Below are 13,175 nucleotides of genomic sequence, written 5' to 3'. Positions count from 1 at the left end.
AGTTGCACTCGACTTAATAAATCCTCAACATTTAAGAAACTGGTTTGCTAATTGCTGTTACTGTACCTCATAACAGCCGGAAGTGCTGTAAGCCTTTGTGATAGAGATGCGTGTGCATTGGCGGCTGATATCGCCCCACGTCAGGGCAAAGGCTTCTCCGAGTCGGCATCCAGTCCAGAATAAAAATTTAATTAGGCTACTGTAATATGAAAATTTTGCGTGAGACTCAAAAGCTGTGATGATTAAATCCCTCTGTTCTAGCGTGTAGGCTTTCACTTCATTCTCAATGCTGGAATTTTTGGGACTTGGTATCTGGATTTTCTCAAAAGGATTAAAGTCGATTAAGCGCGAATCAATACCCCATTTACAGCACCTAGAAAAAGCTGCAAGAGCTTTGTGTGTTGTATGGTAACTGTATTTAGCTAATAGCCAATCTCGAATTGTTGGAGCATCTTCAAATAATTGACTTGATAACTCCACAATAATTTTAGTGATTTGCTTGTAATCACTTTCTAGTGTTGAACGTTCTAGATGTTGAGCTTGAAAAGTTAAAAATTTATCCCATAGATTATCTAGAGATAACTTCTCTGTTTGGACTACAGCATTTTGATAATTTCCAAATTTATATGATTTTAGTGTGGAATCAAAACGCCCTAATGCAATATCTCGCTGTATTTCTTCCCAGCGAGATTCTACAATAATTCTATTTTTGACTAAATTGTTAAGTCCACTAGCCAAATAGAACTGTTTTTTATAGCCATTAACTCTAAAGCGAATATTTAGTTTTTGCGTTTTAGGGTCTACGGTTACTGCCATAGCTATTCCTCGGCATCGACAACATATAATTGACCGTTGCTGTCAGAAATAATGTACACAGAAATGCTGTGATTTTGCGGCTCTGGGTCTTCATCCTCCTCTTCTTCTTCGTAGTCCTCAGTAGTCACCAGCAGCGCCTCAACTACAACTGTCCATTCATGAGCTTTGTCATCACGTTCCTCTACAGTGACTAACTCAATAGTCGTGTCTACGATCGTCCAACTAGAAAGTGATTCCTCGTCTGGCTTGGGCCATTCTGTAGAGTAGGCGTGGCAGGTGGTATCATCATCTGGGTCGTCTTGCTCCTCATACAAGTAAACGGTCAGCCCAGGTGGCGCGTATGTATTGAGAATGTAACCTTCGGCTAATTCTTTTAGTTGCTCATCTTTACATTCGCGCTCAAGTCGCGCGATTGCATCTCTATCTGCCTTGACTGGAGATGTTGCCATTTTCACAAGTGCAGACGCTAAAACTTCGTTACCATCCATTCTTCTCCCCCTCATCTAAAATCTGTTGCAACATCTGCTCCGCGTCGTCCCACTTCCGACCCCCTAGCTTTAGAATTTTCTCAATAACATGGGTTTTACCTTTAACTGACATTAGCGACTTAATAGCCAAATAGAAGGCTTTATCGTTGGAAGTGGAAGTGGAAGTTTCCTGACTCCGATCCGCGCTCGGCTCTTTATATAAGTGTTCTAGGCTGGTGGTTAACTCCTCCTTAACTTCCTTCGGGTAAGTCGGTGATAAGTCGCCATAAATTTCGTACAATGCATCTTGCTGCTGTTGGGTGTGCAGTGCAATTTCAACGTCTTCTAGCTCTTGATTCATGGCTGCTAGGATGGTGCGCCGTGCATCCTGAATCATTAGCCGCTTAGATTCTTGCACGAGTTGCACTGATGCCACTAGCGCCAAACTGTAGCTAATACCTTTTGCGATCGCAGGAACTGGACTTAGTGCAGTCAGCCAAAATGCTGTTGTACTGGCTATCAAGCAGTTGGTTTTTAACCACCTATCAACCATGCAACAAGCCCTCCTAAAACAATCGAAACTGCGATCGCAATCAACAAGGCATAATAATCTGGTTCTGATAGCTTGAGAAACGGACGAATAGCATCATCTGTTAGCAGTGCAAGGACTAACCCAGCAATAGACATAATATAAATAACCCACATCGCCCTGAATAAAGCTGGATGCAGCGCCCCTAGCCAAGCCACAGAGCTAGAGGCGATACACCCCAGGAAAAACCAAGCGCCCAGGTGTACCGCCTTTGCCATTTACCGAAGCCCCTTGATTTTGGCTTTCAATTCTTCAATCCTTTGCCCGGCTTTGTCCTCAGCTTTGTCTAGACCAAAACCTAGCCGTGCATATTCAGGTCTGAGCGTGTGCAGATGTCTAGCGGTTGATGCATCAGCGCGTTTTTTAGTGAGTTCGTTGTCCGCGACTCCCTTGATGTAGCTACGATGGGCAGTGTGTACCTGTGCGTCTGATTCTTCCAGTTTTTTCAGGGACTTGTAAGCTCGTCGCGCCTGGCGGGCTTCATCTCTTTTTTGGGCTGCAACACGCTTTAGTGCATCAGCTTCAGCTTTGTTGAAATACCGTGGTGCATGATTTACAGGTGCAGTTCTGACGGTCTCCCAAGTTCCCGCGTTCACTGGGTTAATTACTTCTGGATCTGTTGGAGACAGCACCCGATTTTTATCAATGCCATGTCCCCCTGTGGGAAGTGAAGATTCATTACTATTTTTGGTGGATTTTGCAGCGTTCGTAATTCGGGCAAGGATTCCCATTGTTGACTCCTATCTACAAACTTGGTTTTTGACTTTCTCTAGCTGTTGGCTATTGGCTTTCATCTGGCGCAGTTGCAATTGATCTGCACTTTGATAGGTGGAGATTGCACCCATGCTTAAACCGGCAACCAGTGCAGCTACGATGATTACCAAATGAGCTGCGATGTTATTCGCTGCTGGCATCGGTTCTGGATCGGTCACTGGGTAAAATTCCCCAGTAAATGGCACAACTTTACTACCAGGTTTCTGTAACTTATGTTTCATCTCCCTCTAGTAGCATCGGCTGATAGGTCGGTAAGAGTAGATGCTCGGTTCCAGCGTTGAGCGCTGCATTAACCGAAAGTGTGACTACTTCCCGGTCTTCGGGTGTGGGATTGTCCCGCATCTGTTTAATGCGGTGCAACGTTCGCCCTGGCAACTGTCGCCAGTATTCACGGGCTAGTCGCTGTGCATCTTCTTCTAGGAGCGATTCAAGTAAATCGGGTGCGTCGGATTCTGCATCAAATTCTGCATCATCTTCAGTTGCATTTTTCGTTGCACGGCGGCTATGCAACAGTTCAATTCCCGCCTCAGTCCAGAGTTTCTGCCCGTGTTCATCAATTGCAACGTGAGCATCAATCTGAAATACCCCAGGATGTCGGCGCAACCAACTACGGATCGTGCTTTCTGGGATGTCAGTTATTTTGGCCGCTTCAGGAGTGGTGTACAGGTTCTGCATTCTGCCCCCAGCGAATTTGAGAAATAATCGCTTCCATGATTCCTGCCTGGTCGGAGATGGTCAGATGTTCTGTGATCTGTTTTGCGATCGCAAAAATTTCAGCCCGGCAATCACCTTCTAGTTGACAGCCCATGTGTGATGCCAAAGCAGTGAGAATAACCAGCTTTTCACGAAGAGTCATTTTCTCGAATGTTGCACCATACTCCTCTTGCAATGATGCCAAGAGTGTGTCTTCACCTGGGGTATAGCTTGTGTAGTAGCCTAATGGCTTGGACATTGGTAAAATCTCCTTAAGATATTAAATTCACTTATGGAAGGGCGATCGCTGGCAAAAAGTGGTCGCCTTTTTTATTTGCTCAACTCCACAGCAGATATTTCATTTGCACTAAGGCTACAGGCTGCTATCTCTGTCGGCTTGGGAGTTGGTAATCAGTCATCGGTCATTGGGCATCAGGTACAGGGTGTTTCCGCGCAAGGTGGCGCGGGTACTTGTTCCGGTTGCAACGCAAAGGGGTAGGCGTTGGGGAACATTATAGATTTATAGATATCCATTAATCTACAATACTGCATATCCAAATATACTAGTCAATAATGGATTTCTGGATATGCAATAATCGAGGTGTTAACCAATGGAAATAAATAATGGTAGGAAAAGGCCGTCCAAGGTCGGGCAGAGAGACAAAGGGAGTGAGTCTAAAGGTCAATCCCGAAGCGTGGGATCTCTTTCAGAGGTTGGCACAGAGCATGGGGCTTTCCCGCTCAGAACTTCTGGAGAAGATAGCGACGAAAGAGATTCCTATACCTCAAGATCATTCTCAAACAACACAATACCTGGGAAAATCATTAGCCAGCTAGTTGAGGAAACCGAAAAACAGCTGGCTTACCATGAACAACAAGCGGAGATTTTAAGAAATCAACTCAGAGAGCTAAAAGAAGTAAACGTAAATCATACAGAATAAAACCGTCCTGCCTGCAAAGGTTAGGACGGTTTTCTCATGGATATGTCGCCTACTGCTATCAGCAGGCGATGCATCTGTGACTATTGGGTGTCTAATTGCGATCGGAGATCAGCTAATGGGGATGCTGGCTCACTGGCAGATGTAGAAAGATTTTGCTTAGGTGCTTTTGGCTCATCCGGGATGAACTCAAGGCGAAACACAAGTTTTCCAGCTTTCCAACCCCCTCCTTCAGTACGCAAAACCTGACAGCTAACTCCATCCACCGTGAACCACTTTACATAAGAGTTAACTCCTGCCTCCGCCACCCAATCTATGACTCCTTGCAGCAACTCACTTACTTTAAATGTTGAACCTAATCCAAAATTGGACGACGCATACATTTCAGTAGACACGACATCATCGCCCTTTAACTCAAAACCGCTCATTTCGATTTTCCTTTTCAGTACACAACATGGCGGATCAAGCGCCAACTCGATCCGCCTTCCCTAAGTTTTCCCACTGACCACCAAGGAATAAAGCCAATGATCAGAGCTAAATTCACCTGCCAGCAGAACATCCTCAACCACGAAACCCAGACAGCAACAGTTATCTTTACCCCAGTAACCACCAACCCACCCAGTGAAGAAAACCTGGCTTTCTGGAAAGCGACACCAGCCGGTGAAATTACACTCCAAATCACCAACCCAGCGGCATCATCCCTATTTCTTATGGGCACTGACTATTACGTTGACTTTACCGCCGTGCGATCGCTCAACTCCTAACGACCAATGAGTGAAAACCTGTTAATCGACCTTTGTGAACCTTACTTGCTAGACCTAATCGGACTTCTCGCCGAATGCCTGAGACGAATTGGCGACACCGTTTCTGAGATAGCAAAAGATAGTGGGTCTGACCTCCCTGATGAAGTCATCATCCAAATAGAGAGCCTTGAGCATTTACAAAGAGCCGAGGTTTTGGCGACTGCGGCTAACCACATTTTGGCGATCGCCCGGCGCGATGCAGGAGTTTGACTAACCTATGACTGACAACTTGATGAGCCAAATAGACGCCGAAATGCAGCGATTGGGCTGGACAGTTGACCAGGGTAGAGAGCATTTGCTCAAATATTACGGCAAGCGATCAAGACTCCTGTTAACCGAGGAGGAGTTAGACAATTTTCTCTTATTTCTGCAACTCTCTGATTGATTAGATTGCCAACAATGTCTCAATAGCAACTTGTCACACGCAAAAAAAAAACTCACCAATTTAGACATTGGTGAATCAAACAAAGATAAATAAAATGAACAAATACTTAGAAAGGTTAGGCAGTAGAATATCTGTTACTTTCCCATATTCTACCATATCAAGCAACTCAAAGCTATCTAATCGGGGGACAAGAAAATGGTATTAGTCCCCTATTCATACACCGAAGAACAAAGCTTTGAACCTGACAACAACAGGCTACCACCACACAACATTGGAGCAGAAGAAGAGATATTAGGTGGGATATTGCTTGATCCAGATGCTTTTATTCGAGTCAGCGATAGATTAAGAGCAGAGCATTTTTTCATCGGCGCACATCAAGACATCTACAGAGCTTGTCTGAGTCTTTTTAAAAAAGGTCAACCAACAGACTTACTACATGTTAGTAGCTGGTTATCAGACCATAAAATACTAGAAAAGATTGGTGGGCGACCCAAACTAGCTACCCTTGTTGATAGAACCGTCAGCGCTCTAAACATTGATAGTCTATCAGACAAAGTGATGACAAAATATAAACGCCGGGAACTCATCAAGGAACATAATAGAGCTATAAATTTAGCCTACGACGAAGGTCAAGATTTAGTAGATGTTTTTGCGACGACTACTAGCAGAATTAAAGCAATAACTGATACGCCACTTGCGCCAACAAAAGATGAACACCAGCGATGGAAACATGACCGCCTACTAGAAGAAGTAACAAACATTTATACAACAGTGGTCGAGCCATCGTTCAGATTCTTTAAACTGCATGAACTAGGCAAAGAACATTCATTAACCATAAACTTTCTCGAACATCTCTACCTAAAAAGTCTCACTGCTGAGTGTACTAAATTACTTACTTACGAAGAAGTGAAAGAATTGGCAGGTTCTACAGTTCGCGAGTGGTTAATCAATGGTCTTGTACCAAAAAGTACCACTATCTTGTTAGCAGCAGATGGCGGAATTGGTAAAACCAAACTCGCCTATGGAATTGCAAAAACGATGATTCAGGGGACTCAATTCGGAAAGTTTATTGCCACAGGCGAGAAAAGAAAAATCCTTTACTACCAGGGAGATGAAAGCCCAGGTGACATGATGCAAGCTCTAGAAGCTCTTGGGTATTCTGAATCCGACATTGGTAAATACGTCAGAACTCGTTTTGGGTGGAGTGCCGAGAACATGCCAGCACTAATCCAAGACTTAAAAGAATTTCAGCCAGACTTCGTGGTAATGGACTCCCTCTCGACTGCCAACAAATATTCTGTTTACCAAGAATCGCAGATGGAGTACGCCCGCCCCATACTGCAAATGACGGGACTGGCAACCCAGTACAAAACCACTTTTTTGATAATTCATCACACAAACCGTGAAGGTGGAGTGCGGGGGACGACCGCAATTAGAAATGCTGTCTCAGAAGTGTGGCTGCTAACCAAAGACAACAGCCAAACTGGAACACCCTATGACCGCATCTTAGAAATTAACAAATCGCGATCGCGCTCCAGTGGCAAAAAATATCGCTTGATGTTCAACCCAGAAGACCTGCAATTTACCTTCCTGGGTGAAGAATCTGATCAAGGATTCAATGGCGCAGAACAATCAGCCAAAGACGCGCTCCTAGACTTTTTCAGCAAAAACCGAAATATCCGGTTTACTCCCAAAAATGCAGTCATCACTTCTCATCTTGGCGAATTTGAAGATATGTAGGGATGTAGGGTACAACAAAAACGCGATCGCTTTGATATTTTTGAGGTTTTAAGCCGCAACAGCAACAGGCGTGGATATTGATTCATACTGTGTAACAAGTTGCTCTAATCCGGCTAACTTCGTTGCCGTAGTCGCTTTTTCTTGCTCATCCTCGTTGAAAGACGAAGTGATTACATCAAGTTTGAGAGTCAACTCGATGTTAGCTGTCTTCAATTGGGCGTTTTCGGCTTTCAATTGGGCGTTTTCCTGGGTGGAAGCGATCGCACTTTGAAAAATGCTGACTAATCTGTCTAAAAAGTCTGGTGTTGTCATCAGATGCCTTAGGGGTTTATCTACTCTGGTTCATAGGATAGTGGATAAAAAATGCAATTGCCTAGTTGAAGTGCGATCGCGTCCAGCCTTAAGTGAAATCAGAATATCTTGACAAAAATTTACACTGGGCTGTCAAGTATAAATGCGGATGAGGGATGCAGTGTAAATTAAACCAAGTTCCTGTTTGACCTCACAAGAAGGTAAAACAGGTATATTTCGCCACGCTTACAACAGGATTATCTCTGGATCTCCGGTCTAGCAAAACTTGGAGTCGGTACAAACACTTCCGGTATTACATAAAAGTGGAACATTTACATAAATTTGGAAGCCGGATACAACGAGAGAGTAAGTATTAAAAATCTCTTCATCAAATGACAGCACTTAATATTGCTACTCAAAAGAAGAACGGATTATTGGTCAGCAAAAACCGACTGTAGTCATAGAACAAACGCCTGTACCCCCAGAACAAAATCAAAATAACCACTTTGAGTTTGAGGTGGTGACTGTAAATGCTAAGGGAGAACCAATCAACCGCAGTCGGAAACGAGCTGAGTTTTTCTCAGAAAATTTGGGTAATGGCGTAGTTCTGGAAATGCTTGCAATTCCTGGTGGTCAATTCTTGATGGGTTCGCCAGAGAATGAGCCAGAACGAGAAGATTCTGAAAGTCCACAGCACACTGTCACCGTTCAACCCTTTTTTATGGGTAAATTCCCAGTTACACAAAGCCAATGGGCTATTGTTGCTGCGCTGAAAAAGGTAAATATTGATTTAAATCCCGAACCATCCAACTTCAAAGGCGCTAATCGACCTGTTGAACAAGTGTCTTGGGATGATGCAATTGAGTTTTGCGCCAGATTGTCTAACAAGACTGGGAAAACCTATCGCTTGCCTAGTGAAGCAGAGTGGGAATATGCCTGTCGTGCGGGAACAACTACCCCATTTTATTTTGGTGAGACGATTACGACTGATTTAGCGAATTATCACGGAAACTACACCTATAATTCTGGCCCAAAAGGTGAATCTCGTGGTCAAACAACAGATGTTGGAAAATTTCCACCAAATCCCTTTGGTTTATTTGATATGCATGGTAGTATATGGAAATGGTGTCAGGATGCTTGGCACGAAAATTATAAAGGAGCGCCAACGGACGGCAGCACTTGGGTGAGTGATAATGATTATCGGCTGCTGCGTGGTGGTTCGTGGAACTACATTCCCGGGCATTGTCGCTCGGCGTTTCGCGGCTATAACGCGCGTGACGCTCGGAACAACCGCGTGGCTTTTCGGGTTGTGGTGGTTCGGGGCAGGACTTAGTAGCCCTTTACACTCTTACCCTTTAGCACTCTGGTCTTTTTTCTTTACCCTTCTTTTCTTCTTTTTCTCGCGCTCTGCGCGATCAAATTTTTTTAGCTATTTTTTGAATGAGTGATTTACCAATAGTACAGAAAACATCCGATTTAATCAAGTGGTATGTACCAATTTTAAATCATCTGCCTAGAGATCATAAATTCTTGCTGGAAAATAGAATAATTACAGAACTATCAGCTTTAAGTGTACCTATTAAATAGATATAGTATAGCGGTTTTCGGTTGAGTTACACCCGTAGGGGCACGGCATGCCATGCCCCTACACCTCTCGATCTAATGTTGTACAGCATCTAAATGGGAACCACTATATTCGTCTAAATCATTGGTGAAAATTTTAGGTTGTAAACTTTTATCTACTCAGTCCAGCGATCACAGTTAGTTAATAGAAAGTGCGATCGTCACAATGTTCAATGGGATATGATATTAGGCAAGTTTACCTTGTGGAAAACTTGTGGAAAAACTCAGCTACTTTTCCACAAGGTAATTATACTTAATTAAGTTTTATTAGCAAAATATCAAGTTTTCCACAGAATCTTCCACAAAAAGTAAGATTTTTTCCACAAATTAAGTTAAATTTAATCAATTTTTATACGTTACTTAATATTTTCGACTAATTATTTAGCCGTTAACGCTAATGATCGGAGCGCTGGTTGTGGAAAACTTAAAATTTATCTTCAGGATGGTTTTTGAGAACGGCTAGTCATATTGATGCGATCGCTCAGTTGGCGTAGTGTTTGTGCTAAGGTGCGATCGCTCTCGTGGAGTTGGGTAATTTTATCGCAACTATAGATTACCGTTGTATGGTCTTTACCACCAAACTCCTCGCCAATTCTCGGCAAACTCAGGGATGTATGTTGACGCATTAGATACATTCCTATTTGACGCGCCCAGCTAATCTCTCTTCGTCGTGAGTTACCTTTGAGGTCGTCTATTGAAACATCAAAATTATGCGCCACAACCTTTAAAATTGCTTCTGGGGTAGCTGCCATTTTTTCGTTAGGCGGTTCTAAAACTGGTGTAATATTTTCCACCGTCATCGGTAAGCCCCAAATAGAAATATAAGCCACCGCCCGAATTAAAGCTCCTTCTAATTCTCGAATATTAGAAGTATAGTTAGAAGCAATATATTCAATCACGTCCCGAGGAAGACAAATATTTTCATCCTCGGCTTTTTTCTGCAAAATTGCCATTCTAGTTTCTAAATCAGGCTTTTGGATATCTGCAATTAACCCCATAGAAAACCGAGAACAAAGACGTTCTTGCAAGCTAGGAATCTGGTTAGGAGGACGATCGGAAGCAATGACAACTTGTTTACCAGCTTCATGTAAAGTATTAAAAGTATAAAAAAATTCTTCTTGGGTATATTCCTTCCCTTCAAGAAACTGAATATCATCAACTAATAAAACATCAGCGGCTCGGTAATGTTCTCGAAAACTTTGCATACTATCCCTACGAATCGCTGTAATTAAATCATTAGTAAACTGCTCAGTAGAAACATAAAATATTTTACAATCTGGACAAATTTCCCAGCGATAATGACCAATAGCCTGCATAAGGTGAGTTTTACCTAAACCTACGCCACCGCATAAAAATAAAGGATTAAACTCCCTACCTGGAGATTCCGCAACTGCCAAAGAAGCAGCATGAGCCATCCGATTGTTAGCACCAACTACAAATCGCGAAAATACATATTTTGAGTTTAATTCAGTAGTTTTTTGGTTATGATTCGGAACAGCTTCAGAAATACTGCTAGGATTTGGTGATTCCCAAGAAATCTCTCGTTCACTAAAATGAGAAATTACATCACCTTGAGCAACGGTAATGTAAATACCCACCGGATGACCCAGAATATCTTGTACTACATGAGCAATGGTATTGATGTAATACTTCTGTAACCAATTACGAGCAAATGGGTTAGGAGTACGGATTACCAAACAATTATTTTCTAATCGCTCCGCACTAGCAGTTTTGATCCAAGTTTCAAAGGTGGGTCGGGATAGTTCAAGCTGTAGGCGCTCTAGTACCTGACTCCACAGACTTTCTATAGGAATTTCCATTATTCACCACCTTTGCTGCTAATCGTCACAATAGAAGATAAAGCACCAATTTAGCATTGAGACACGCTAGACCTAGAATAAGCTTTTAAGTTGTAATCATTTTGGGACATACCCGGTAGGCACACCACCGATTGATACGGAGAAGCAACGACACATGAAGACAACAAACCATGATTTGGCGCCCAAAAAGATTTATACCAGGGGTTTTCGCCACAGGTTGTGGATGCTCTCATATGGGGTAGTAGTGGTGTTCTTGGGGAGCTGCTCTCTTCTACCAACCAAGACCTTTGAGACTCGACAAAGCGACACTCAAGACCAAAAAACAATAGAACCCAATCCACTAATTGTCCCCCCGCCGATTTTCTCGTCGTCTGGAGATCCTAATTTTGTGGTAAAAGTAGTGCAAAATGTGGGGCCTGCGGTAGTTCGCATTGATTCTTCCCGAACAATCACTTCTCGCGTACCAGACGAATTTAACGATCCATTTTTCCGGCGGTTTTTTAAAGACGCAGCGCCACAGCCTAGACAACGGGTAGAGCAGGGTAGTGGCTCTGGATTTATCATTAATTCTTCTGGTCAAATTGTGACCAATGCTCATGTGGTAGATGGTGCTGATAGAGTGACTGTCATACTCAAAGATGGCCGGACTTTTAACGGGAAAGTTTTGGGTGAAGACCCAGTAACAGATGTGGCTACGATCAAAATTGACGCTAATAATCTGCCAACTCTATCTGTGGGTAACTCCGATGCCTTACAACCAGGAGAAGCAGTAATAGCTATCGGTAACCCTTTAGGCTTGAATAATACCGTCACTTCTGGGATTATTAGTGCTACAGGTCGCTCTGGTAGTGATATCGGTGCTAGTGACAAGCGGGTTGATTACATCCAAACGGATGCTGCGATTAATCCTGGTAACTCCGGTGGCCCATTGTTAAATGCTCGTGGCCAGGTAATTGCGATGAACACAGCTATTATTCGAGGCGCTCAAGGCTTAGGATTTGCTATTCCCATCAACACTGTGCAAAAAATTGCCCAAGAATTAATTGCTAAAGGCAAAGTCGATCATCCTTATTTGGGTGTTCAGATGGTGACATTGACACCAGAAAATAAAGAAAGAATAAAAAATGTAGTAGGCGATCGCTTAAATATTACAACAGATGACGGCGTTTTACTGGTTGAGATTGTGCCGCGATCGCCTGCATCTGTGGCTGGACTACGAGTTGGTGATGTGATTAAAAGCATTAATAACCAGCCTGTTACTAAAATTGAAGAAGTACAAAAGCTAGTAGAAAAGAGCAAAATCGGTACTAAGTTACCAATAGAAGTGGAACGCAATGGGCAAATTGTCCAAGTAGGGGTTCAACCTGCTCCTTTGCCCGTGAGACGTGAAGGATGATGTTAGGAGTTAGGAGTTAAGAGTTAGGAGTTAGGAGTTAAGAGTTAGGAGTTAGGAGTTAGGAGTGCTGAGTGGGAGAGAATAACTAATGCCCAATACAACTCTACGAGAGGCTACGCCAACGACGTCGGCTCCATCGAGCGAAGCCGAAATGCTCAGTACAAGTGCCCAATGCCCAATGCCCAATTACCAAAAGGAGTTTTTATCATGACTGAATTAGCGCCAATAATTCAATTAGGCAATCCAACATTGCGCCAAAAAGCTGCTTGGGTTGAGAATATTCAAGATAAGCATATCCAAAAATTAATTGAAGACTTAATCGCCACTGTTACCAAGGCTAACGGCGTGGGGATTGCTGCGCCTCAAGTAGCACAATCCTATCGTTTATTTATTGTGGCTTCCCGTCCTAATGCCAGGTATCCCAATGCCCCGGAAATGCAACCTACTGCCATGATTAATCCCAAAATCATTGCTCATTCAACTGAAGTTGTCAAAGATTGGGAAGGTTGTTTAAGTGTTCCAGGAATTAGAGGGTTAGTTTCTCGGTATAAATCTATTGAAGTGGAATACACTGACTGTCAAGGCAACTTACAAAAGCAAGAATTAACCGATTTTATCGCTCGGATTTTTCAACACGAGTCCGATCATCTCGACGGTATCGTATTTGTAGATCGTATAGAGAACACTCTCGATATGATCACTGAGCAGGAATATCAACAACGAGTCGTTAACAATTAATAAAAGGGACTAGTACAGCACTTGGACTCAGAATGTATCACTAAGAACATCAAAGCAGATGTTCCTAGATTACATTTTATGCTTCCTTTTTGCTTAATAGCG

General features: G+C 43.0%; 21 protein-coding genes and 1 pseudogene. 11 read left to right on the top strand and 11 right to left on the bottom strand.

The features are described from left to right. Positions 1 to 57: 57 nt before the first annotated feature. Genes V7K49_RS21250 through V7K49_RS21215 form a run of 8 tightly spaced genes read right to left on the bottom strand, consistent with a single transcriptional unit; the run spans position 58 to position 3,598 of the window. A complete protein-coding gene (locus tag V7K49_RS21250) occupies positions 58 to 816 on the bottom strand; it encodes a site-specific integrase (RefSeq protein ID WP_335207301.1) in 759 nt (252 codons plus the stop codon). A 2-nt stretch (positions 817 to 818) separates the two neighbouring features. Continuing rightward, a complete protein-coding gene (locus tag V7K49_RS21245; RefSeq protein ID WP_335207300.1) occupies positions 819 to 1,304 on the bottom strand; it encodes a hypothetical protein in 486 nt (161 codons plus the stop codon). Further along, complete coding sequence (locus tag V7K49_RS21240; RefSeq protein WP_335207298.1) at positions 1,294 to 1,836, bottom strand: hypothetical protein; 543 nt, start codon at positions 1,834 to 1,836, stop codon at positions 1,294 to 1,296. Before V7K49_RS21240 ends, V7K49_RS21245 begins: the two co-directional genes overlap by 11 nt. Further along, positions 1,818 to 2,090 carry a hypothetical protein gene (locus V7K49_RS21235; protein WP_335207297.1) on the bottom strand — a complete coding sequence of 91 codons (273 nt, stop codon included), beginning with the start codon at positions 2,088 to 2,090 and terminating at the stop codon, positions 1,818 to 1,820. The genes V7K49_RS21240 and V7K49_RS21235 overlap by 19 nt, the downstream gene beginning before the upstream one ends. Continuing rightward, entirely contained in the window at positions 2,091 to 2,603 is a 513-nt protein-coding gene (locus V7K49_RS21230) for a hypothetical protein (RefSeq protein ID WP_335207296.1), read from the bottom strand. It lies immediately after the preceding gene. Positions 2,604 to 2,612: 9 nt separating this feature from the next. Next, positions 2,613 to 2,867 (bottom strand): hypothetical protein, encoded by a 255-nt coding sequence (locus V7K49_RS21225; RefSeq protein ID WP_335207295.1) that lies wholly within the window; start codon positions 2,865 to 2,867, stop codon positions 2,613 to 2,615. Further along, positions 2,857 to 3,321 carry a hypothetical protein gene (locus tag V7K49_RS21220; RefSeq protein WP_335207293.1) on the bottom strand — a complete coding sequence of 155 codons (465 nt, stop codon included), beginning with the start codon at positions 3,319 to 3,321 and terminating at the stop codon, positions 2,857 to 2,859. Before V7K49_RS21220 ends, V7K49_RS21225 begins: the two co-directional genes overlap by 11 nt. Then, a complete protein-coding gene (locus tag V7K49_RS21215) occupies positions 3,296 to 3,598 on the bottom strand; it encodes a hypothetical protein (RefSeq protein ID WP_335207292.1) in 303 nt (100 codons plus the stop codon). Before V7K49_RS21215 ends, V7K49_RS21220 begins: the two co-directional genes overlap by 26 nt. Before the next feature lie 33 nt (positions 3,599 to 3,631). Between V7K49_RS21215 and V7K49_RS21210 the strand changes: the two genes are divergently transcribed. Both V7K49_RS21210 and V7K49_RS21205 read left to right on the top strand, forming a co-directional pair. Further along, on the top strand, positions 3,632 to 3,838 hold the full coding sequence (locus tag V7K49_RS21210) for a hypothetical protein (protein ID WP_335207291.1): 207 nt from the start codon (positions 3,632 to 3,634) through the stop codon (positions 3,836 to 3,838). A 112-nt stretch (positions 3,839 to 3,950) separates the two neighbouring features. Then, a complete protein-coding gene (locus V7K49_RS21205; RefSeq protein ID WP_335207289.1) occupies positions 3,951 to 4,280 on the top strand; it encodes a hypothetical protein in 330 nt (109 codons plus the stop codon). An 80-nt stretch (positions 4,281 to 4,360) separates the two neighbouring features. Here the strand turns inward: V7K49_RS21205 and V7K49_RS21200 are convergent, their stop codons facing one another. Then, on the bottom strand, positions 4,361 to 4,705 hold the full coding sequence (locus V7K49_RS21200) for a KGK domain-containing protein (RefSeq protein ID WP_335207287.1): 345 nt from the start codon (positions 4,703 to 4,705) through the stop codon (positions 4,361 to 4,363). Between the two features lie 96 nt (positions 4,706 to 4,801). Here V7K49_RS21200 and V7K49_RS21195 point away from each other — a divergent pair, with 96 nt between their 5' ends. The 4 genes from V7K49_RS21195 to V7K49_RS21180 all read left to right on the top strand — a co-directional run bounded on the left by V7K49_RS21195 (position 4,802) and on the right by V7K49_RS21180 (position 7,205). After that, positions 4,802 to 5,041, top strand: a complete 240-nt coding sequence (locus V7K49_RS21195) for a hypothetical protein (RefSeq protein ID WP_335207285.1) — start codon at positions 4,802 to 4,804, stop codon at positions 5,039 to 5,041. Positions 5,042 to 5,047: 6 nt separating this feature from the next. After that, positions 5,048 to 5,290 carry a hypothetical protein gene (locus V7K49_RS21190; protein ID WP_335207284.1) on the top strand — a complete coding sequence of 81 codons (243 nt, stop codon included), beginning with the start codon at positions 5,048 to 5,050 and terminating at the stop codon, positions 5,288 to 5,290. Positions 5,291 to 5,297: 7 nt separating this feature from the next. Beyond that, positions 5,298 to 5,465 (top strand): hypothetical protein, encoded by a 168-nt coding sequence (locus V7K49_RS21185; RefSeq protein WP_335207283.1) that lies wholly within the window; start codon positions 5,298 to 5,300, stop codon positions 5,463 to 5,465. Between the two features lie 195 nt (positions 5,466 to 5,660). Further along, positions 5,661 to 7,205, top strand: coding sequence for a DnaB-like helicase N-terminal domain-containing protein (locus V7K49_RS21180; RefSeq protein WP_335207281.1), 1,545 nt, complete (start codon positions 5,661 to 5,663; stop codon positions 7,203 to 7,205). 48 nt (positions 7,206 to 7,253) lie between these two features. Here the strand turns inward: V7K49_RS21180 and V7K49_RS21175 are convergent, their stop codons facing one another. Next, on the bottom strand, positions 7,254 to 7,517 hold the full coding sequence (locus V7K49_RS21175) for a hypothetical protein (RefSeq protein ID WP_335207279.1): 264 nt from the start codon (positions 7,515 to 7,517) through the stop codon (positions 7,254 to 7,256). A gap of 499 nt (positions 7,518 to 8,016) precedes the next feature. Between V7K49_RS21175 and V7K49_RS21170 the strand changes: the two genes are divergently transcribed. Both V7K49_RS21170 and V7K49_RS21165 read left to right on the top strand, forming a co-directional pair. Beyond that, complete coding sequence (locus V7K49_RS21170; RefSeq protein ID WP_442948684.1) at positions 8,017 to 8,829, top strand: formylglycine-generating enzyme family protein; 813 nt, start codon at positions 8,017 to 8,019, stop codon at positions 8,827 to 8,829. Positions 8,830 to 8,936: 107 nt separating this feature from the next. Further along, a pseudogene (locus V7K49_RS21165) lies at positions 8,937 to 9,056 on the top strand (diversity-generating retroelement protein Avd); the annotation flags it as partial. Between the two features lie 500 nt (positions 9,057 to 9,556). Here the strand turns inward: V7K49_RS21165 and dnaA are convergent. Beyond that, positions 9,557 to 10,939 (bottom strand): chromosomal replication initiator protein DnaA, encoded by a 1,383-nt coding sequence (dnaA, locus tag V7K49_RS21160; protein ID WP_335207277.1) that lies wholly within the window; start codon positions 10,937 to 10,939, stop codon positions 9,557 to 9,559. A 154-nt stretch (positions 10,940 to 11,093) separates the two neighbouring features. Here dnaA and V7K49_RS21155 point away from each other — a divergent pair, with 154 nt between their 5' ends. The 3 genes from V7K49_RS21155 to def all read left to right on the top strand — a co-directional run bounded on the left by V7K49_RS21155 (position 11,094) and on the right by def (position 13,073). Next, the gene (locus V7K49_RS21155) at positions 11,094 to 12,335 is read left to right on the top strand and encodes an HhoA/HhoB/HtrA family serine endopeptidase (protein ID WP_335207275.1); all 1,242 of its coding nucleotides are present in this window, start codon (positions 11,094 to 11,096) and stop codon (positions 12,333 to 12,335) included. An 88-nt stretch (positions 12,336 to 12,423) separates the two neighbouring features. Then, positions 12,424 to 12,546, top strand: coding sequence for a hypothetical protein (locus tag V7K49_RS21150; RefSeq protein ID WP_335207273.1), 123 nt, complete (start codon positions 12,424 to 12,426; stop codon positions 12,544 to 12,546). Then, positions 12,543 to 13,073 carry a peptide deformylase gene (def, locus tag V7K49_RS21145; RefSeq protein WP_334871935.1) on the top strand — a complete coding sequence of 177 codons (531 nt, stop codon included), beginning with the start codon at positions 12,543 to 12,545 and terminating at the stop codon, positions 13,071 to 13,073. The genes V7K49_RS21150 and def overlap by 4 nt, the downstream gene beginning before the upstream one ends. Positions 13,074 to 13,175 lie beyond the last annotated feature (102 nt).

This window comes from Nostoc sp., from assembly GCF_036919675.1.
Classification (GTDB): domain Bacteria; phylum Cyanobacteriota; class Cyanobacteriia; order Cyanobacteriales; family Nostocaceae; genus Nostoc.
This window is presented reverse-complemented; position numbering and strand designations above follow the sequence as displayed.

Coding starts and splice junctions, on each gene's coding strand:
- V7K49_RS21205 (WP_335207289.1), top strand. CDS start 3,951: ATGGAAATAAATAATGGTAGGAAAAGGCCGTCCAAGGTCGGGCAGAGA.
- V7K49_RS21245 (WP_335207300.1), bottom strand. CDS start 1,304: ATGGATGGTAACGAAGTTTTAGCGTCTGCACTTGTGAAAATGGCAACA.
- V7K49_RS21180 (WP_335207281.1), top strand. CDS start 5,661: ATGGTATTAGTCCCCTATTCATACACCGAAGAACAAAGCTTTGAACCT.
- V7K49_RS21230 (WP_335207296.1), bottom strand. CDS start 2,603: ATGGGAATCCTTGCCCGAATTACGAACGCTGCAAAATCCACCAAAAAT.
- V7K49_RS21215 (WP_335207292.1), bottom strand. CDS start 3,598: ATGTCCAAGCCATTAGGCTACTACACAAGCTATACCCCAGGTGAAGAC.
- V7K49_RS21190 (WP_335207284.1), top strand. CDS start 5,048: ATGAGTGAAAACCTGTTAATCGACCTTTGTGAACCTTACTTGCTAGAC.
- dnaA (WP_335207277.1), bottom strand. CDS start 10,939: ATGGAAATTCCTATAGAAAGTCTGTGGAGTCAGGTACTAGAGCGCCTA.
- V7K49_RS21185 (WP_335207283.1), top strand. CDS start 5,298: ATGACTGACAACTTGATGAGCCAAATAGACGCCGAAATGCAGCGATTG.
- V7K49_RS21210 (WP_335207291.1), top strand. CDS start 3,632: ATGGAAGGGCGATCGCTGGCAAAAAGTGGTCGCCTTTTTTATTTGCTC.
- V7K49_RS21175 (WP_335207279.1), bottom strand. CDS start 7,517: ATGACAACACCAGACTTTTTAGACAGATTAGTCAGCATTTTTCAAAGT.
- def (WP_334871935.1), top strand. CDS start 12,543: ATGACTGAATTAGCGCCAATAATTCAATTAGGCAATCCAACATTGCGC.
- V7K49_RS21195 (WP_335207285.1), top strand. CDS start 4,802: ATGATCAGAGCTAAATTCACCTGCCAGCAGAACATCCTCAACCACGAA.
- V7K49_RS21240 (WP_335207298.1), bottom strand. CDS start 1,836: ATGGTTGATAGGTGGTTAAAAACCAACTGCTTGATAGCCAGTACAACA.
- V7K49_RS21150 (WP_335207273.1), top strand. CDS start 12,424: ATGCCCAATACAACTCTACGAGAGGCTACGCCAACGACGTCGGCTCCA.
- V7K49_RS21235 (WP_335207297.1), bottom strand. CDS start 2,090: ATGGCAAAGGCGGTACACCTGGGCGCTTGGTTTTTCCTGGGGTGTATC.
- V7K49_RS21155 (WP_335207275.1), top strand. CDS start 11,094: ATGAAGACAACAAACCATGATTTGGCGCCCAAAAAGATTTATACCAGG.
- V7K49_RS21250 (WP_335207301.1), bottom strand. CDS start 816: ATGGCAGTAACCGTAGACCCTAAAACGCAAAAACTAAATATTCGCTTT.
- V7K49_RS21225 (WP_335207295.1), bottom strand. CDS start 2,867: ATGAAACATAAGTTACAGAAACCTGGTAGTAAAGTTGTGCCATTTACT.
- V7K49_RS21200 (WP_335207287.1), bottom strand. CDS start 4,705: ATGAGCGGTTTTGAGTTAAAGGGCGATGATGTCGTGTCTACTGAAATG.
- V7K49_RS21220 (WP_335207293.1), bottom strand. CDS start 3,321: ATGCAGAACCTGTACACCACTCCTGAAGCGGCCAAAATAACTGACATC.